The 18819-nt window shown below is 67.6% G+C and carries 17 protein-coding genes and 1 pseudogene; 10 read left to right on the top strand and 8 right to left on the bottom strand.

The window, feature by feature from the left end:
* Nucleotides 1-352 precede the first annotated feature (352 nt).
* Both gltA and gltX read right to left on the bottom strand, forming a co-directional pair.
* A complete protein-coding gene (gltA, locus tag WDM86_19395) occupies nt 353-1660 on the bottom strand; it encodes a citrate synthase (protein ID MEI9992190.1) in 1308 nt (435 codons plus the stop codon).
* Nucleotides 1661-1781: 121 nt separating this feature from the next.
* Entirely contained in the window at nt 1782-3191 is a 1410-nt protein-coding gene (gene gltX, locus WDM86_19390; GenBank protein MEI9992189.1) for a glutamate--tRNA ligase, read from the bottom strand.
* A gap of 100 nt (nt 3192-3291) precedes the next feature.
* Here gltX and WDM86_19385 point away from each other — a divergent pair, with 100 nt between their 5' ends.
* Nucleotides 3292-5457 (top strand): ComEC/Rec2 family competence protein, encoded by a 2166-nt coding sequence (locus WDM86_19385; protein ID MEI9992188.1) that lies wholly within the window; start codon nt 3292-3294, stop codon nt 5455-5457.
* On the opposite strand, the gene lexA is transcribed toward WDM86_19385, so the two are convergent.
* On the bottom strand, nt 5421-6161 hold the full coding sequence (lexA, locus tag WDM86_19380; GenBank protein MEI9992187.1) for a transcriptional repressor LexA: 741 nt from the start codon (nt 6159-6161) through the stop codon (nt 5421-5423). The genes WDM86_19385 and lexA overlap by 37 nt on opposite strands.
* Before the next feature lie 198 nt (nt 6162-6359).
* Here lexA and WDM86_19375 point away from each other — a divergent pair, with 198 nt between their 5' ends.
* The 3 genes from WDM86_19375 to WDM86_19365 all read left to right on the top strand — a co-directional run bounded on the left by WDM86_19375 (nt 6360) and on the right by WDM86_19365 (nt 7470).
* Nucleotides 6360-6632: a hypothetical protein gene (locus WDM86_19375; GenBank protein ID MEI9992186.1), complete on the top strand. Its 273-nt coding sequence runs from the start codon at nt 6360-6362 to the stop codon at nt 6630-6632.
* A 126-nt stretch (nt 6633-6758) separates the two neighbouring features.
* Complete coding sequence (locus tag WDM86_19370) at nt 6759-7067, top strand: hypothetical protein (GenBank protein ID MEI9992185.1); 309 nt, start codon at nt 6759-6761, stop codon at nt 7065-7067.
* Between the two features lie 97 nt (nt 7068-7164).
* A complete protein-coding gene (locus WDM86_19365) occupies nt 7165-7470 on the top strand; it encodes a hypothetical protein (GenBank protein ID MEI9992184.1) in 306 nt (101 codons plus the stop codon).
* 35 nt (nt 7471-7505) lie between these two features.
* On the opposite strand, the gene glp is transcribed toward WDM86_19365, so the two are convergent.
* The 5 genes and pseudogenes from glp to WDM86_19340 all read right to left on the bottom strand — a co-directional run bounded on the left by glp (nt 7506) and on the right by WDM86_19340 (nt 11863).
* The gene (glp, locus tag WDM86_19360) at nt 7506-8693 is read right to left on the bottom strand and encodes a gephyrin-like molybdotransferase Glp (GenBank protein ID MEI9992183.1); all 1188 of its coding nucleotides are present in this window, start codon (nt 8691-8693) and stop codon (nt 7506-7508) included.
* A 308-nt stretch (nt 8694-9001) separates the two neighbouring features.
* Nucleotides 9002-9478, bottom strand: a pseudogene (moaC, locus tag WDM86_19355) (cyclic pyranopterin monophosphate synthase MoaC).
* On the bottom strand, nt 9475-10275 hold the full coding sequence (trpC, locus tag WDM86_19350; protein ID MEI9992182.1) for an indole-3-glycerol phosphate synthase TrpC: 801 nt from the start codon (nt 10273-10275) through the stop codon (nt 9475-9477). Before trpC ends, moaC begins: the two are co-directional and overlap by 4 nt.
* On the bottom strand, nt 10272-11282 hold the full coding sequence (gene trpD / locus WDM86_19345) for an anthranilate phosphoribosyltransferase (protein MEI9992181.1): 1011 nt from the start codon (nt 11280-11282) through the stop codon (nt 10272-10274). Before trpD ends, trpC begins: the two co-directional genes overlap by 4 nt.
* Nucleotides 11279-11863 carry an aminodeoxychorismate/anthranilate synthase component II gene (locus WDM86_19340; GenBank protein MEI9992180.1) on the bottom strand — a complete coding sequence of 195 codons (585 nt, stop codon included), beginning with the start codon at nt 11861-11863 and terminating at the stop codon, nt 11279-11281. Before WDM86_19340 ends, trpD begins: the two co-directional genes overlap by 4 nt.
* 242 nt (nt 11864-12105) lie before the next feature.
* Between WDM86_19340 and WDM86_19335 the strand changes: the two genes are divergently transcribed.
* From WDM86_19335 to WDM86_19310, 6 genes are all read left to right on the top strand, one after another.
* Nucleotides 12106-13089, top strand: a complete 984-nt coding sequence (locus tag WDM86_19335; GenBank protein ID MEI9992179.1) for an LLM class flavin-dependent oxidoreductase — start codon at nt 12106-12108, stop codon at nt 13087-13089.
* Nucleotides 13090-13149: 60 nt separating this feature from the next.
* Entirely contained in the window at nt 13150-14649 is a 1500-nt protein-coding gene (locus WDM86_19330; GenBank protein ID MEI9992178.1) for a CoA-acylating methylmalonate-semialdehyde dehydrogenase, read from the top strand.
* A 19-nt stretch (nt 14650-14668) separates the two neighbouring features.
* Entirely contained in the window at nt 14669-15709 is a 1041-nt protein-coding gene (locus WDM86_19325; GenBank protein MEI9992177.1) for an enoyl-CoA hydratase/isomerase family protein, read from the top strand.
* The gene (gene mmsB / locus WDM86_19320) at nt 15706-16593 is read left to right on the top strand and encodes a 3-hydroxyisobutyrate dehydrogenase (GenBank protein MEI9992176.1); all 888 of its coding nucleotides are present in this window, start codon (nt 15706-15708) and stop codon (nt 16591-16593) included. The genes WDM86_19325 and mmsB overlap by 4 nt, the downstream gene beginning before the upstream one ends.
* A 91-nt stretch (nt 16594-16684) precedes the next feature.
* On the top strand, nt 16685-18325 hold the full coding sequence (locus tag WDM86_19315; GenBank protein MEI9992175.1) for an FAD-dependent oxidoreductase: 1641 nt from the start codon (nt 16685-16687) through the stop codon (nt 18323-18325).
* Nucleotides 18325-18633 (top strand): UBP-type zinc finger domain-containing protein, encoded by a 309-nt coding sequence (locus tag WDM86_19310; GenBank protein ID MEI9992174.1) that lies wholly within the window; start codon nt 18325-18327, stop codon nt 18631-18633. Before WDM86_19315 ends, WDM86_19310 begins: the two co-directional genes overlap by 1 nt.
* Nucleotides 18634-18819: the final 186 nt, after the last annotated feature.

The raw sequence follows: 18819 nt of genomic DNA, 5'->3' as shown, positions 1-18819 counted from the left end.
AGAAAAAGTTCCCATCTCACCCCTTGAACTACAATCTATAGTTGCATACCTGCCACGCTGTGGTTTTGGAGCGACGGCCATGTCCGTCTTTCGCCGGGACCGGCCGAAAGTGCCGATCCAACGTGGCTGCGAGTCAACAGACAGGTCGGGGTGCGCGGTCGCAGGCACCCACGCGAAGAGGGCGGGTGCGTTCCGGCGCTGGATCGGAAGCCCCACCCCCATCGCACGGACCGTGGAGGTCGAAGCGAATGTGCCTGTCGGTCGGCGTCCGCCGTCCGCTGGCCTGCTGCGTAGCTTGCGGCCGCCGCAATCGCCGCCGGATGGCCATCCGGCGGCGTTCGCGCGGATGGACCTATCGCTTCGTCAGCGGCACGTAATCGCGCAGGCCCTTGCCGGTGTAGATCTGCCGCGGCCGTCCGATCTTCTGGTGCGGGTCCTCCAGCATCTCCTTCCACTGCGCGATCCAGCCGACGGTCCGCGCCAGGGCAAAGAGCGCGGTGAACATGCTGGTCGGAAAGCCCAGCGCCCGCAGCGTGATGCCGGAATAGAAGTCGATGTTGGGATAGAGCTTGCGGCTGACGAAATACTCGTCCTGCAGCGCGATGCGCTCCAGCTCCATCGCGACCTTGAGCGTCGGATCGTCGCCATGCCCGACCTCGTCCAGCACCTTGTGGCACTGGATCTGCATCGCCTTGGCGCGCGGATCGTAGTTCTTGTAGACGCGGTGGCCGAAGCCCGACAGGCGGAAATTGTCGTTCGGGTCCTTCGCCTTGCGGATGTACTCCGGAATGCGGTCGACCGTGCCGATCTCCTCCAGCATCTTCAGCGCCGCCTCGTTGGCGCCGCCATGCGCCGGGCCCCACAGGCACGCGATGCCTGCCGCGATGCAGGCGAAGGGATTGGCGCCCGACGAGCCGGCGAGCCGCACCGTCGAGGTCGAGGCGTTCTGTTCGTGATCGGCGTGCAGGATGAAGATCGTGTCCAGCGCCTTGGCCAGCACCGGGTTCACCTTGTACTCCTCGGCCGGCACAGAGAAGGTCATGCGCAGGAAGTTCTCGGTGTAGCCGAGGTCGTTGCGCGGATACACGAAGGGCTGGCCCATCGTGTACTTGTAGGCCATCGCCGCCAGCGTCGGCATCTTGGCGATCAGCCGGTGGCTGGCGATCTCGCGCTGCTTGGGATCGTTGATGTCGGTGGAGTCGTGATAGAAGGCGCTGAGCGCCCCGACCACGCCGCACATCACCGCCATCGGATGCGCGTCGCGCCGAAAGCCGCGGAAGAACTGCGCCAGCTGCTCATGCACCATCGTGTGCATGGTGATCGAGCGGTCGAACGCGGTCTTCTCCGCCTTGTCCGGCAGCTCGCCGTGCAGCAGCAGATAGCAGACCTCGAGGAAATCGGAATGCTCCGCGAGCTGATCGATCGAATAGCCGCGATAGAGCAGGATGCCCTTGTCGCCGTCGATGAAGGTGATGTCGCTCTCGCAGCTTGCCGTCGAGGTGAAGCCGGGATCGTAGGTGAAGACGTCCGCGTCGCCATAGAGCTTGCGGATGTCGATGACCTCGGGGCCTTCGGTGCCGGCGAAGGTCGGCAGCTTATAGTCCTTGTTCTTGTAGGTCAGGGTGGCTGAGCCGGCGGGCTTGATCTTGCTCTCTCTCATCGTTGGCTCCTTGGGGTCCGGCGCGGGGCCGACCGGGCTATGTCGCAGTGCAGCAAGTATAGGCGGGCAGGTTAACCGCGTCACCTGTCCTGCCTGTATTTTGTCGCTGCCTACCGGCGCATCAGCCGGCATAAGCCCTTAGCCGGGTGAGGGATTCGTCCCGTCCCAGGAGGGCCATGGTATCGAACAAAGGCGGCGACGACGCCTTGCCGGTGATCGCGGCGCGCAAGGGCTGCGCCACCTGGCCGAGCTTGAGCCCGGCACTCTCTGCAAACATCCGCGCGGCCGCCTCCAGCGCCGGCCCCGACCAGTCCGTCGCCTCCAGCGCCGGCAGCATTTTGCCGAGCGTGGCGCGCGCGTCCGGCGTCAACAATTTCTCCGCCGCGGCGTCCAGCGTGCGCGGACCATCCGTGTACAGAAAGTCGGCGGCGGCCGCGAGCTCGACGATGGTCTTGGCCCGCTCCTTCAGGCCCGGCATCGCCCGGGTCAGCCGCTCGCGCGCCTCCATGCTCAGCGGCTGCGGTGGCACCTTGTGGTCCAGGAGCGCCACGACCTCGGCGGTCAGCGCCGCGTCGCTCGACTGGCGGATGTAGTGGCCGTTCAGATTGTCGAGTTTCTTGAAGTCCATCCGCGCCGGGCTCTTGCCGATGCTCTCCAGGTTGAACCATTCGATCGCCTGCTCGGTCGAGATCGTCTCGCTGTCGCCATGGCTCCAGCCCAGCCGCAGCAGATAGTTGCGCATCGTCTCGGGCAGATAGCCCATGTCGCGATAGGCATCGACCGCCAGCGCGCCGTGGCGCTTCGACAGCTTGGCGCCGTCGGGCCCATGGATCAGCGGCACATGGGCATAGACCGGCACCGGCCAGCCCATCTGCTCGATGATCTGGAGCTGCCGCGCGGCGTTGTTCAGGTGATCGGCGCCGCGAATGACATGGGTCACGCCCATGTCATAGTCGTCGACCACCACCGCCAGCATATAGGTCGGATTGCCGTCGCTGCGCAGCAGCACCATGTCGTCGAGCTGGTCGTTCTGGAACGTCACATCGCCCAGCACCTTGTCGTGCACCACGGTCTCGCCGGTCTGCCGCGCCTTCAAACGGACGACGAAAGGCTTGCCACCGCCCTCGGAAGGATCGCGGTCGCGCCAGCGCCCGTCATAGCGCATCGGCTGGCCGGCGGCCTTCTGCGCCTCGCGCATCTGGGTCAGCTCGTCGGCGGTGGCGAAGCAGCGATAGGCTTTGCCCTCGGCGAGCAACTGCTCGGCAACGGCGCGGTGCCGGTCGGCGCGGGCGAACTGGTAGACGGTCTGGCCGTCCCATTCGAGGCCCAGCCACGCCATGCCCTTCAGGATCGCGTCCACCGCCTGCGGGGTCGAGCGCTCGCGGTCGGTGTCCTCGATGCGCAGCAGGAAACTGCCGCCGGTATGCCGGGCGTAGAGCCAGTTGAACAGCGCCGTCCGCGCCCCGCCGATATGCAGGTAGCCGGTGGGCGAGGGCGCGAAGCGCAGGACGGGTTTCTTGTTCTGGGTCATTATGCTTGGCTTGGAGGTGTGGCCGGCGTTTGCGGCGAGCTTCTAGCAAACGGTTACCCGTGTGGGAACAGCAGGCCGGTTCCTCCCTTTTCGCCGTTTCGTGCCCGCCGGCGCGTGGCCCGCTCCGGCGCGCTGGATCGCGCTTCTCGGCGGCGCCTTCGCCGCGCTCGGCCGCGCCGCGCTGGCCGAGCGCGACCGCTGGCCGCTCTGGCTGCCGGCCGGCCTCGGCGCGGGCATCGGCGTCTATTTCGCGCTCCCGTTCGAGCCGTCGCCGGCCTGGGCCGGCGTTGCCGCGCTCGCCACGGTTGCGGCGATCTTCGGCGTGTCCGGCACGCAGAACGCCGCGCTGCGGATTCTCCTTGCCGCGCTCGCCGCAATCACGTTCGGATTTGCGCTCGCGAAACTGCGCACCGAGATCGTCTCCGCGCCGGTTCTCGCGCAGCGCATCGGTCCCCTCGGGATCGACGGCCGGATCGAGGCGGCCGAGCTGCACGGCAAGGGTATCCGCTTCGTCCTGGGCGACATCCGCGGCAAGCGTTTCACGCCCGGCACGACGCCCGCCCGGGTGCGCATCTCGGTGCGCGCCGACACGCCGCTGCCGCCGCCCGGCTCCTGGGTGCACGTTACCGCCGTCTTGATGCCGCCGCCGGCCCCGGCCGCGCCGGGGGCCTATGATTTCGGCCGCGCCGCCTATTACCTGCGCCTCGGCGGCGTCGGCTATGCCTATGGCCGGCCCAAGCCCATCGCGCCGCTGGGCGAGCCCTCCTTGAGCGACCGCTGGCACCTGTTCGTCGAGACGCTCCGTACACGGATGACGGCGCGCATCCACGAAGTGCTTCCCGGCAGCACCGGCGGTATCGCCTCGGCGCTGATCACCGGCGACCGCGCCGCGATCTCCGACGCGGACGAGCAGGCCCTGCGCGACGCCGGCCTCGCGCACGTCCTCGCCATCGCCGGCCTGCACATGGCGCTGGTCGGCGGCGGGGTGTTCTGGGTGCTGCGCGCGCTGCTCGCGGCGTTTCCCGCGATCGCCCTGCGCTATCCGATCAAGAAATGGGCCGCGGTCGCGGCGCTCGGCGCCGCCGCGTTCTATCTGATGATCTCCGGCGCCTCTTCGGCCTCGACGCGCGCCTTCGTCATGCTGGCGAGCATGCTCCTGGCCGTGCTGCTCGACCGTCCCGCGCTCTCGATGCGCACGCTGGCGCTGGCAGCGGGGATCATCCTCTTGCTCGGCCCTGAAAGTCTGATCGAGCCGGGCTTCCAGATGTCCTTCGCCGCCGTGGTCGGCCTCATCGCCGTGGCGGAGTGGGAGCAGGCGCGGCCACGCCCTGAAACCTTCGCGCCGAAGCGCTTCGCGGCGGTGCGCCGCTATATGCGCGGCATCGCGACCACCAGCCTGGTCGGCAGCATCGCGACCGTGCCCTACGCCATCTACCATTTCGACCGCGCCACCCATTACGCCGTGCTCGGCAACCTGCTCGCCATGCCGATCATGGGTTTCGTCGCCATGCCGGCGGCGGCGCTGTCGGTGTTCCTGATGCCGCTCGGCCTCGACGCCTGGCCGCTGCGCGTGCTCGGCTTCGGAATCGAGGTCATGCTGGCGATGGGCCGCTGGGTCTCGGGCCTGCCGGGCGCCGTTTCGGTGATGCCGGCCTGGCCGGTGAGCGCGCTGGTTGTGGTCTCGCTCGGCGGATTGTGGCTGGGATTGTGGCGCAAGCCCTGGCGCTGGTTCGGCTTCGCGCCGCTGCTGCTCGGCATCGGCCTGGCCTATGCAACGCCGCCGCCCGACCTGCTAGTGGCGCGCGACGGCCTCACCGTTGCGATCCGCGGTCCCGATGGCGCGTTGAAACTTTTCCGCAAGGCCAAGGACAATTATTCCGCCGCCGAATGGCTGAAGCGCGACGGCGACGCGCGCGCCGGCGACGATGTCATCGCCACGCCATCGGACGGCGTGCATTGCGACGCGCTCGGCTGCATCGCCCGCACCGCGAACGGCCTCTTGATCGCCGATGTCTCGCGCATCGATGCGCTGGGGGAGGATTGCGCGACGGCCGCCATCGTGGTCAGCGCCGTTCCGACGCGCCGCAAATGCGCCGGCCCCAAGCTCGTGATCGATCGTTTCGATATCGCGCGCGACAACGGCTATGCGGTATGGATCGGCCCGCCGCTGCGCGTCGAGACCGTGGAGCAGGACAGGGGCCTGCGCCCGTGGAGCGCCCAGCCGAAGCCTCAGTACCGCCGGATCAGGCCCACCAGCTTGCCCTGAATGCGCACCCGGTCGGCGCCGTAGAGCCGCGTCTCATAGGCCGGGTTCGCCGCTTCCAGCGCGATCGAATCGCCGCGCCGGCGCAGCCGCTTCAGCGTCGCTTCCTGGTTGTCGACCAGCGCCACTACGATCTCGCCGGTGTTCGCCACATCGGCTTCCTGGATGATCACCGTGTCGCCGTCTAGGATGCCGGCATTGATCATCGAGTCGCCCGTCACTTCGAGCGCGTAATGGTCGCCGCGCCCGATCATGCCGCCCGGCACCGGCACGTCGCCGACCTTGTTCTGCAGCGCCTCGATGGGCGTGCCGGCCGCGATGCGCCCAACCAGCGGCACGTTGACCGCGGCCTCGCCGTCGCCGACGGGCCGGCGCGGGCCGCCCGCCATGCGGGCGTCGTTCGAGATCCGGTTCTCGCTCCTGCCGTGGCGCGGACTGGCCGCGCGCATCGACTGGCTGCGCGTCGTCGCGGGCCTGAGCGTATCCGATACGTTTTCCGGCAGCTTCATGATCTCGAGCGCCCGCGCCCGCTTTTCCATGCGCCTGAGGAACCCGCGCTCTTCCAGCGCCGTGATCAGCCGGTGGATGCCCGATTTGGACTTCAGGTCGAGCGCGTCCTTCATCTCGTCGAAGGACGGCGGCACGCCGGACTCCCGAATCCGCTCGTGGATGAACATCAGGAGTTCGTATTGCTTGCGCGTGAGCATGAGTTCCACGTCCCTCTTGAGCGGCGCCGCCCGAAGCAGGGGCGAACAAAGCCGAAACACGGAGAATCGTTCTACTTTAGTTCTTTCGAAGCGTCAACGTACAACATCTATGAAACTCCAGCGGTTCCCGGAACGGGACTCTCGGTCGGCCCGTTGAGAGGACCGGAGAGGGCGCACCCCAACATGGAGACGAACCCCATGACCATCCGCAAACTCATGACCACCGGCGCCGTGGCCGCGGTGCTCGGCATCGGCGCGCTGGCCGCGACCACCACGACGGCCGACGCGCGCACCGCCAGCAATCGTTTCGGCGATTGCTGGCATGTGACGGATCGCTACGATTATCCGGCGACGCTCGGCGTCCGCTTCTACGGCGACGATTGGCGCTATCACCATCGGTATGGATACCGCTGGCGTGGCGATCACCGGGGCCGCGGCTACTGGCGCAACGGCCTGTGGGTGACGTTCTAACCCCGGCCAGCCTCGGAGAGAGCGGGCCGCAAGGCCCGCTCTTCTTCTTGTCTCATTTTGTCATGCCCGGAACGCCATATTCCGCCGCACGTTTCCGGGACGGGAGAGGCAGCCAAGGAGGTTGCGATGACGAAGTTCGGAAAAGTTCTCACGCGGGCGGCGCTGGCTGCGGCGGTGCTCGGCGGAACGGCGGCGCTGACGGCCACGCCGGCGTCGGCGCGCGTCGTGTGCAACCGGTATCATTGCTGGCATGTGCACGCCTATTACGACGATCCGTACTACGATCCCTACTACTACCCCAGCTACTACTATGGGCCTGGCTATTACGGCCCCGGCGTGACGTTCGGCTTTGGTTTCGGCGGCGGTCGCTACCATGGTGGCTGGCACGGCGGTGGCTTCCACGGTGGCGGACATGGCGGCGGCCACCACCGCTAACGAACGAAAAGAGCGGGCGTCAGGCCCGCTCTTTTTTGCGCAACACATTGCGTGCGCGGGAGTTCCCACCAAGGGGGCCAGCACCAAGGAGTTCGCAATGCCCAATTTTCGCAATGTCCTCATGCGTGCCGCGCTCGCGGCAGGCGTCGCCGGCGCGGTGCTTACGGCGGCGGTTGCGCCGGCCGACGCGCGGGTCGTGTGCAACAGATATCGTTGCTGGCACGTGCATCACCATCACTATTATGGCCCCGGCTATTACGGATCGGGCCTGACGCTCGGCTTTGGTTTTGGTGGCGGCGGCCACGGCCATGGCGGCGGCCACAGGGGCGGCGGGCATGGTGGCGGCGGCCATGGCGGTGGCGGACATGGTGGCGGGCACGGCGGCGGCGGCCACCATCATTGAGAACACGAAAAGAGCGGGCCCAGCGCCCGCTCTTTCTATTCGAGTACCAGCACTGGCACCGCGTCGCCGATCTTCGCCGCCGGCGCGCGGGGCGGGCGCACGATCAGCGCGTCGGCCCGCGCCAGGACGCTCAGCATGGATGAATCCTGGATCGTGAACGGCTCGGCGAAGCGCTCGCCGTCCTTCGTGGTCAGCCGCGCCCGCACATAGTCCTGGCGCCCGTCGTTTTCCTTCATCTCGCGCGCGAGCCGCATCGTCACGGCCTCGTCCTGCGCCTCCGTTCCCAGCAGCGCCGCGACGGCGGGCTTGAGGAACAGCATCGCGCAGACCAGCGTCGAGACCGGATTGCCCGGCAGGCCAAGCAGCGGTGTTGCGCCGAGCCGGCCGAAGATCAGCGGCTTTCCCGGCCGCATCGCGACCTTCCAGAAGTCCAGCTCGAAGCCGCGCGGTCCCAGCGCCTTCTGCACCAGGTCGTGATCGCCCACCGAGGCGCCGCCCAGCGTGACGATCAGGTCGGCGCCCGCCGCGCGGTCGGCGATGGCCGCGATTGCTTCCGCCTTATCGGGGATGATGCCCAGGTCGAGCGTCTCGCCGCCCCAGCGCGCGATCATCGCGGAGAGGGCATAGCCGGAAGACGCGACGATACCGCCCGGCTTTTTGGGGTTTCCCGGCGGCGAAAGCTCGTCGCCCGTCGCCGCGAGCGCCACGCGCGGCCGGCGGCGAACCCGCACCGCCGGAATATCGCCGGCGGCGATCAGCGACACGTCGCGCGCCGAAAGCCGCCGCCCGGCCTTCACGATGGCATCGCCCGTCTTGAAGTCGAGGCCGGCGACGCGGATATGCCGCATCGCGATGGCGGCGGCGTTCACGGTCACGCGGCCGTCGCTCGCGCTCGTGTCTTCCTGGATGACGATGCTGTCGGCGCCCTCGGGCACCACGCCGCCAGTGAAGATGCGCACCGCCTCGCCGGCCCGCAGCGTTCCGCCATAGGGATGCCCCGCGGGCGACGAACCAACCACTTTCAGGGTCGCGCCCACAGGCGCATCCGGCGCGCGCACCGCATAGCCGTCCATCGACGAGACCGGATCGGGTGGCTGGTTCATGCGCGCGACGGCATCCTCGGCCAGCACGCGCCCCGCTGCCGCGCCGATCCCCACCGTCTCGGCGCCGACCGGCGAGAACGCCGAAACGATCCGCCGGACCGCATCCTCGACCGAAATCATCGGAACATGTCTTCGGTTCGCGTCCGCGCCGCCCGCGCCAGCTTTTCGGCGACATCCCTCGGCATCGCGCGCGTCTTGCCGGTCAAGAAGGCGTAGATCTCCGACACCGGCACGTCCGCGTCCTTCGCCCATTGCGTCGCGCGCAGGCGGTTTGAAGTCATAAAGGCGCGGAACGATTCGCGCTGCTGGCCGGTCTCGCGCTGCTTGTCGGCGTTGGGACGCGGCGCCGACACTTCGCCCATGATGGCCGAAGGCTTGGCGCGCCCGATCATGCCCGCCGAGCGATAGGCGGGTTTTGCCGGCTTGGGCGCCTCGGCGACGAAATCGCCGCTCTTGCCGCCCGACTTGGCGAGCAGCTTCACGCCCTCGATGACCGCGCCTTTGTCCATCGCCTTGATCATGTCGTAGATCGTCAGCGCCGCGATGCTGGCCGCGGTCAGCGCCTCCATCTCGACGCCGGTCGATCCCGTCGTCTTGGCGCTCGCCAGGACGCGGATCGCGCCCCGCGCCGCATCCGGCTCGAAATCGATGCTCGCCTTGGTCAGCGCGATGGGATGGCAGAGCGGGATCAACTCGCTGGTCTTCTTGGCCGCCATGATGCCGGCGACCCGCGCCGTCGCCAGCACGTCGCCCTTCTTCGCGGTGCCGCTCACCACGGCCTCGAACGCCTCCGCCGACAGCCGGATCGTCGCCTCGGCGGTCGCCTCGCGCGCCGTCGCCTCCTTGGCCGAGACGTCGACCATCCGCGCCGCGCCGGTCTCGTCCAGATGGGTGAGCTTGTTCATGCCGGCAGTTTAGCGCCGATCAGCTCGGCTGTCGCCGCCGCCACATCGGCTTGCCGCATCAGGCTCTCGCCGATCAGATAGGTCGTGACCCCGGCATCGGCCAGCTGCTTGAGATCGTCCGGCGTTCCGAGCCCGCTCTCGGCGACCACGATCCGGTCCTTCGGAATGCGCGGCAGAAGGCGCAGCGTGACGCCGAGATCGGTGACGAAGGTCCGAAGGTCGCGATTGTTGATGCCGATCAGCTTGGCGCCCAGCGCCAAGGCGCGGTCAAGTTCGGGCTCGTCATGAACTTCCACCAGCGCATCCATGCCCCAATGTTCCGCATCCATCAGCAGCGTCTTCGCCGTCAGGTCGCCCACCATCGCCAGGATGACCAGGATGCAGTCCGCGCCCCAGGCCCGCGCCTCCGCGACCTGGTAGGAATCGAGCATGAAATCCTTGCGCAGCACCGGTAGATGCGTCGCGGCGCGCGCCTGCATCAGGAATTCCGGCGCACCCTGGAAGGACGGCGTATCGGTCAAGACCGAGAGGCACGCCGCGCCGCCAAGCTCATAGGCCCGCGCCAGGGCAGGGGGATCGAAGTCGGCGCGGATCAGTCCCTTCGACGGGCTCGCCTTCTTCACTTCGGCGATCAGGCCATAACGCCCCTCCGCCCGCGCCCGCTCCAGCGCCGCGCGGAAGCCGCGTACCGGCGGTGCCGCGCGCGCCGCGGTTTCGATCTCGGCCATGGACAGGCGCGCCTTCGCGGCCGCGACTTCCTCGCGCTTATAGGCGGCGATGTCGTCCAGGACGGTCATGCGTTCGATACCGCGATTATCTTCTCCAGCTTGGCGCGCGCCGCGCCGCTGTCCAGCGCCTGCGCCGCGAGCCTCGCGCCCTCGCGCAGATCCTTGGCCTTGTCCGCCACGATCAGCGCCGCCGCCGCGTTGATCAGCACGATGTCGCGATAGGCGCCCGTCTCGCCGTCGAACAGCCGCTGGAGCGCCGCCGCGTTCTCCTCCGCCGTCCCGCCCGCGATGGCCTTGAGCGGCGCCCAGCTCAATCCGGCGTCCTCCGGCCCGATCTCGCGCGTCGACACCTTGCCGTCCTCCAGGATCGCGACATGGCTCGGCCCCGAAATCGCCAGTTCGTCCAGTCCGTCGCCATTGACCACCCAGGCCCGTTCGGCGCCGAGCCTGCCGAGCACTTCGGCGAGCGGCACGCACCAGTCCTTGTCGTAGACCCCGACCAGCTGGCGGCGCACCCGCGCCGGATTGGACAGCGGCCCGATCAGGTTGAAGATCGTGCGGAAGCCGAGCTCCCTGCGCACCGGCGCGGCGTATTTCATCGCAGGGTGATAGGCCTGGGCGAACAGGAAGCACAATCCCGCCTCGCGCAGGCAGCGCGACGCCGCCGCCGGCGACAGCGCGATGTTCACGCCCAACGCCTCCAGGCAGTCCGCCGTGCCGCTCTTGGACGACATGCTGCGATTGCCGTGCTTGGCGACCGGTACGCCGCAGGCCGCCACGACGAAGGCGCAAGCGGTGGAGATGTTGAGCGTTCCGACCCCGTCGCCGCCCGTGCCGCATAGATCGATGGCGTAGGGATTGGCTTCGATGGTCGTCATCTTGGCCCGCATCGCGCGCACCGCGCCGACGATTTCGTCGACCGTTGGTCGGCGCACCGCCAGGGCGGTGACCAGCGCAGCGATCCGCGTTTCGCTGACCTCGCCGGCCATGATGGCGCCGAACGCCTTCGCGGCCTCGTCGGCATCGAGCCGCTCGCCGGCGGCCACGCGTTTGAGCAGGGCGGGAAACCCGCTCATGCCGGCACGGTCTCTTTCGCGAGCTTGAGGAAATTGTTCAGCAGCGCGTGACCGTTCTCCGAGGCGATGCTTTCGGGATGGAACTGCACGCCGTGCACCGGATGGGTCTTGTGCATCACGCCCTGGATCACGCCGTCCTCGCTGGTGGCGGTGACTTCGAGGCTCGCCGGCAGGCTTTCCGGCGCGATGGTGAGCGAGTGATAGCGCGTCGCCTGGAAATCGTTGTTGAGGCCGCGGAACACGCTTTTGCCGGTGTGATGGATGGTCGACAGCTTGCCGTGCATCGGCTGCGGCGCCCGCACGATGGTCCCGCCATAGACCTGGCCGATCGCCTGATGCCCCAGGCACACGCCTAGGATCGGATAGCGTCCGTTCGCCAGCTTGATGAGTTCCAGGCAGATGCCCGCCTCGTTCGGCGTGCACGGCCCGGGCGACAGCACGATGGCGTCGGGCTTCAGCGCCAGCGCCTGCGCGGCGGTGAGTTCGTCGTTCCGCTTGACGACCACCTCCGCCCCCAGCTGCCCCAGATAGTGGAACAGGTTGTAGGTGAAGCTGTCATAGTTATCGATCAGGAGAAGCATGCGCGACCTATCTGCTTGATTTATTTATATTATATCTCGGACCTGCCGAGCGTGCCGCCACGCCCGGATTTTTCCGATGGCCCCGGGATCGGCGGCCGGACGTGATTTTCGCGGAATCGCGAAGGGAAAGAAAGCGCCAGTAACCGGCTGCCTTCAATCCGGATCGCCGAAACGCCGCGGCAAACTGCGATCGGCCGAGCCTGCGTCTTGAAATCGGGGCAGCCGCAGCCGATGTATAGGGCATGCTTTCCATTCTCGAACTCGTTCGCGTCACGGAAGAGACTGACGCGCGCGGAGCGCTCGACAATGCGCGCGATCTTGCCGCCCATGCCGAGAACTGGGGCTATCGGCGCATCTGGGTGGCCGAGCATCACAATATGCCCGGCATCGCCAGCGCGGCCACGTCCATCGTCGTCGCCCATATCGCGGCCGGCTCGAAGACCATCCGCGTGGGTGCGGGCGGCATCATGCTGCCCAATCACGCGCCCTACGTCATCGCCGAACAGTTCGGCACCCTGGCGCGGCTTTTCCCCGATCGCATCGATCTCGGGCTGGGCCGCGCGCCGGGCACGGACCAGCTTACGCTGCGCGCCCTGCGTCGCACGCCCGAAGCGGCGGAGAATTTTCCGCAGGACGTTCTGGAGCTCCAGGCGTTCCTCGCCCCGGCCGGTCCCAATCAGCGCATCCAGGCCGTGCCGGCGGCCGGCACCAACGTGCCTCTGTGGATATTGGGATCGAGCACCTTCGGCGCCATGCTCGCCGCCGAGCTGGGCCTGCCTTATGCTTTCGCCTCGCATTTCGCGCCCGACCTGCTCCTTCCGGCACTGCAGATTTACCGCAGCCGCTTCAAGCCGTCCGAACAGCTCGCGCGTCCTTACGCGATGGTGGGCGTCAACATCATCGCGGCCGAAACGGATGCCGAGGCGCGCCGGCTCGCGACCACGCAGCAGATGTCCTTCGCGAATATTTTCCGCGGCGCGCGCGGGCTGAGCCAGCCGCCGATCGACGACATCGAAACCTACTGGTCGCCGACCGAGAAGGCGCAGGCCCGGCAGATGCTCGCCCGCTCGATCGTCGGGTCGCGCGATACCGTCCGCGCCGGCCTGCAGGCGCTCGTCGCGGAAACGGGGGCGGACGAGCTGATGATCGTGTCGGACGTCTACGACCATGCCAAAAGGCTGCGGTCGTTCGAGCTCATTTCCGAGGCCGGGAAAGCGATCGCCTGATCGGCACGTGCGATTTGCCGTCCGCCATGGTAGAGCACCGCCGAACGGGAGTTCGATGCCATGAAACAATACGGCCATTTCATCGACGGCAAGACCGTCGCGGGCACGTCGGGCCGCTTCGGCGAGATCTACGATCCTTCGATCGGCGAGGTGCAGGCCAAGGTCGCCCTCGCGTCGCGCGCCGAGATGCGCCGCGCCGTGGAGGTCGCGTCCAAGGCGTTCCGCGAATGGTCGGCCGTCAATCCCCAGCGCCGCGCCCGCGTGATGTTCAATTTCAAGGCGCTGGTCGAGAAGAACATGGACGAGCTGGCGCGCCTGCTGTCGTCCGAGCACGGCAAGGTCGTCGCCGATTCCAGGGGCGACATCCAGCGCGGCCTCGAAGTCATCGAATTCGCCTGCGGCATCCCGCACCTGATGAAGGGCGAATACACCGAGGGCGCGGGCCCGTCGATCGACATCTATTCCATGCGCCAGCCGCTCGGCGTCGTCGCCGGCATCACGCCGTTCAACTTCCCGGCGATGATCCCGATGTGGATGTTCGGCGTCGCCATCGCCTGCGGCAACACCTTCATCGTTAAGCCAAGCGAGAAGGACCCGGGCGTGCCGATGCGCCTCGCCGAGCTGATGATGGAGGCGGGGGCGCCGGCCGGCGTGCTCCAGGTCGTCAACGGCGACAAGGAAGCGGTCGACGCCATCCTCGAAGACCCGGACATCCAGGCGGTGAGCTTCGTCGGCTCCTCGGCCATCGCGCATTACGTCTATTCGCAGGGCACGGCGCACGGCAAGCGCGTGCAGGCGATGGGCGGCGCCAAGAACCACGCCATCATCATGCCCGACGCCGATCTCGATCAGGTGACCAACGAGCTGATCGGCGCCGGCTACGGCTCGGCCGGCGAGCGCTGCATGGCGATCAGCGTCGCGGTGCCGGTGGGCGAGAAGACGGCCGAGGCGCTGGTCGCCAAGCTGAAGCCGCGCGTCGAAAGCCTGCGCGTCGGCATCCCGACCGATCCCGACGCGGACTACGGCCCGCTCGTCACCGCCGCGCATCGCGAGAAGGTGAAGGCCTATATCGACCAGGGCGTCGCGGAGGGCGCGAAGCTTCTGGTCGACGGCCGCAACTTCAAGCTCCAGGGCTATGAAAACGGCTACTATCTCGGTGGTTCGCTGTTCGATCAGGTCACGCAGGAGATGAAGACCTATCAGGACGAGATTTTCGGACCCGTGCTGCAGATCGCCCGCGCCAAGGATTTCGACGAGGCGTTGTCGCTGCCGTCGAACCACCAATACGGCAATGGCGTCGCGATCTTCACCCGCGACGGCGACGCGGCGCGCGAATTCGCCAGCAAGGTGAAGGTCGGCATGGTCGGCATCAACGTGCCGATCCCGGTGCCGCTGGCCTATCACACCTTCGGCGGCTGGAAGCGCTCGGCGTTCGGCGACGTGAACCAGCACGGCCCGGAAGGCGTGCGGTTTTATACGCGCGTGAAGACGGTGACGGCCCGCTGGCCCAAGGGCGGCGTCCGCGAAAACGCCAGCTTCGTCATTCCGACGATGAAGTGATGGCACCACTGTCATCGCGATGAGTGACGAACCAGAAATCCTTTTCGAGTCCCGCGGCGCCGTCGGCCTCATCACGCTCAACCGGCCGAAAGCGTTGAACGCGCTGACGCACGGCATGGCGGTTGCGATGCTGGCGCGGCTGAAGGATTGGGCGGCCGACGACGCGGTGCGGACCGTCGTCATCCAGGGCGAAGGCGAACGCGCGTTCTGCGCCGGCGGCGACATCCGCTCGCTCTACGACAGCGGCAAGGCGGGAACGCCTTATGCATTGGAGTTCTACCGCGACGAATACCTCCTTAACACCTCCATCAAGCATTTTCCCAAGCCTTATGTCGCGCTGCTGCGCGGCTTTGTGATGGGCGGCGGCGCCGGCGTGTCGGTACACGGCAGCCACCGCGTCGCCGACGAGACGATGCAGTTCGCCATGCCCGAGACGGGCATCGGTCTGTTTCCCGATGTCGGCGGAAGCTGGTTCCTGCCGCGTCTGCCCGGCGAGCTCGGCATGTATCTGGGATTGACCGGCGCGCGGCTGAAGACGGCCGATGCGCTCTATGCCGGCGTCGCGACGCACTTCGTGCCGGCCGCAAGGCGCGACGCGCTCCTCTCAAGCCTCGCCGGCGGGCGCGAGATCGACATGGCGTTGCGCGACGTGACCGACAGCGTGCCCGACGCCTATCTGATTGCCCATCGCGCCAAGATCGATGCGATGTTCGGTTTGAACTCGGTCGAGGACATCCTGGCCGCGCTCGATGCCGATCATACCGATTGGGCCGACGACACGGCGCGGATCATCCGCGCCAAATCGCCGACCGCGACCAAGCTCGCCTTCCGGCAGATCCGCGACGGCCGCGACCTGGCGTCCTTCGGCGACGGCATGCGGATGGAATTCCGCATGGTCAATCGCGTCATGGCCGGCCACGACTTCTACGAAGGCGTCCGCGCCACGATCATCGACAAGGACGGCGCGCCGAACTGGCAGCCGGCGACGTTGGCCGAGGTGAGCGACGTCGATATCGATGCCTATTTCGCGCCGCTGGGAGACAAGGAATTGCCGCTATGACCACCATCGCATTCATCGGCGTCGGCAATATGGGCGGGCCGATGGCGCGCAATCTGCTGAAGGCGCAGGACAAGGTCCGCGCCTTCGACCTCAGCGCCGCCGCGCTCAAGCCCGTGACCGATGCCGGCGCCGTCGCCGCGCCGACCGCGCTCGAAGCCGTGAAGGACGCCGATGTCGTGATCACCATGCTGCCGGCCGGCCAGCATGTGCGTTCGGTCTATCTCGAAAGCGAAAGCATCCTCACCGCCGCGAAGCAGGACGCGCTCCTGATCGACTGCTCGACCATCGACATCGATTCCGCCCGTGCGGTTCACGCCGCCGCCGAGAAGGCGGGCTTCGATTTCCTCGACGCGCCGGTCTCCGGCGGCGTCAGCGGCGCGGAAGCCGGCACGCTCGCCTTCATGTGCGGCGGCTCCGACCGGGCGTTCGAACGCGCCAGGCCGATCCTGGAGAAGATGGGCAAGCGCATCGTCCATGCCGGCGGCGCCGGCGCGGGGCAAGCGGCCAAGATCTGCAACAACATGCTGCTCGCGATCTCGATGATCGGGACTTGCGAAGCTTTCGCGCTGGGAGAAAAGCTCGGCCTTGAGCACCAGAAGCTCTACGACATCATGTCGGCGGCGTCGGGCCAGAGCTGGTCGCTCACGACCTATTGCCCGGTGCCCGGTCCGGTGCCGACCGCGCCCTCCAACCGCGACTACACCGGCGGCTTCGCCACCGCGCTGATGCTGAAGGATCTGAAGCTCGCCCAGGCGGCCGCCACCGGCGCGGGCGCCGCCACGCCGCTCGGCGCCGAGGCCGCGCAGCTCTATGCCCTGTTCGCGGCGCAGGGCAATGCAAGCGTCGATTTTTCCGGCATCATCAAGATGCTGCGGGGCGGCTAGGTTCCGCGAAGACGCGATCCGGTCCCGCGAAAGTCCATCTTGCGCTGGCCGGCGCGGCGGCTTCAGATGCGCCTCCTGAAGCGGAGCGCCCATGGCCGTCATCGACACCCGCCACGACCAGATGTTCCCGGTCCTCACGCCGCAGGAACTGCACCGGCTGAGCCGCTTCGGCGAGGAGCGTTCCTATCCGAAGGACGAACTGCTGGCGCGGACCGGCGAAGTCCCGCCCGGCTTCCACCTGATCCTGAAAGGCGAGGTCGCGGTCAAGCAGCGCGATGCGCTCGGCCGCGAGCAGCTCATCGTCACCCATGGCCGCGGCAGCTTCATGGGCGAGCTGGCGCAGCTTTCCGGCAAGCCTTCCCTCGTCGATGCCGTGGCGCTTACGCCGGTCGACTCCATCGTCGTCCGCCCACAACGCCTGCGCGACCTTCTGGTGGAGGAGGCGGAACTCGGCGAGCGCATCATGCGCGCGCTCATCCTGCGCCGCGTCGGCCTCTTGGAGAGCGGTGCCGGCGGCCCGGTGATCGTCGGCCGCGAAGGCAATGTCGACGTGATCCGCCTGGCCGCGTTCCTCGCCCGCAACGGCCATCCCTACACCATCCTCTGCCCGGGCGCCGACACCGAGGCGCAGGCCATGCTCGACCGCTTCCAGGTCGAGACGGGCGAATTGCCGATCGTGCTGTGCCCGAACGGCCAGTTGCTGCGCAATCCGTCGGAAGACGAGTTGGCGCGCTGCCTCGGCCTGATCGGCACGCTAGATCCGGAAAAGCTCTACGACGTGGCGATCGTCGGCTCCGGCCCCGCCGGCCTCAGCGCCGCGGTCTATGCCGCGTCGGAAGGGCTGTGCGTCATCCTGCTCGACTGCCGCGCCTTCGGCGGCCAGGCCGGCGCCTCGACGCGGATCGAGAACTATCTCGGCTTTCCCACCGGCATCAGCGGGCTGGCGCTGATGGCCCGTGCCTTCAACCAGGCGCAGAAATTCGGCGCCGAGATGGCGATCCCCGACGAGGTCGCCAGCGTCGGCCGGCGCGGCGGCATCTTCCATCTCGAACTGGCGAACAAGGAGCAGGTCCGCGCCCGCGCGATCATCATCGCCAGCGGCGCGCGCTACAAGCGCCTCGCCGTCGGCAATCTCGCCGATTACGAGGGCAGCCACGTCCATTACTGGGCCTCGCCGCTGGAGGCGCGGCTGTGCGCCGGCCAGGAAGTCGTGCTGATCGGCGGCGGCAATTCGGCCGGGCAGGGCGCCGTCTATCTCGCGAGCCGCGTGAGGAAGGTCTATATGCTGATACGCGGGCCGGGCCTGGAAGCGACCATGTCGCGCTATCTGATCGACCGCATCGCCGCCCAACCCAATATCGAGCTTTTGACGAAGACCGAAGTCACCGCGCTCAAGGGCGACAAGACCATCCTGCAGAGCGTCGAGTGGACGGACCGCAAGACCGGTGCTGTCACCGAAAAGTCGATCGGTCACGTCTTCCTCTTCATCGGCGCCGACCCGAACACCGATTGGCTGAGCGGTTGCGGCGTCGACCTCGACGCCAAGGGCTTCGTGCATACGCGGGGCGACCGGCCGTTCGAGACGAGCAATCCGGGCATCTTCGCCATCGGCGATGCCCGCGCCGGCTCAATCAAGCGCGTCGCCGCGGCGGTGGGCGAGGGCGCCCAGGTGGTCTCCGCCATCCACGCCTATCTGGCCGATGGCGGCCCGGTCGCGACGGAGAAGGTCTGATGGCCGATGGCTGCTCGCATCTCGGTACGATCCGCAAGGTGACGCCGAGCGCGCTGGGTTGCGAGGAATGCCTCAAGACCGGCTCGCTTTGGGTGCATCTGCGGCTCTGCCGCACCTGCGGCCATGTCGGCTGCTGCGATTCCTCGCCGAACCGGCATGCGACCAAGCACTTCCATAAGACCAAGCATCCGATCGTCGAAGGTTACGACCCGCCCGAGCGCTGGGGCTGGTGCTATGTCGACGAAGTGATGTTCGACCTCTCCGACAATGCCACGCCGCAGCGCGGACCGATCCCGCGGTTTGTGTGAGCGATCCGGCGTAGGATTTCGCATCAAATTGGCGTGTCATGCCCCGCGAATGCGGGGCACCCAGTTGATGCTGGCGTCGTCGGTGCAGGATTTCACCTGGGTCCGCCGCATTCGCGGCGGATGACACTTGGGAGTGTGGACTTCCGGTTCAAGACTCCCTCCGCGAAGGCCGGGGATGACGCGCAT

Origin of the sequence: Rhizomicrobium sp. (genome assembly GCA_037200045.1) — a bacterium.
GTDB lineage: Bacteria > Pseudomonadota > Alphaproteobacteria > Micropepsales > Micropepsaceae > Rhizomicrobium.
Note: the sequence above shows the minus strand (reverse complement) of the source record. Positions and strands in the feature narration are given on the sequence as shown.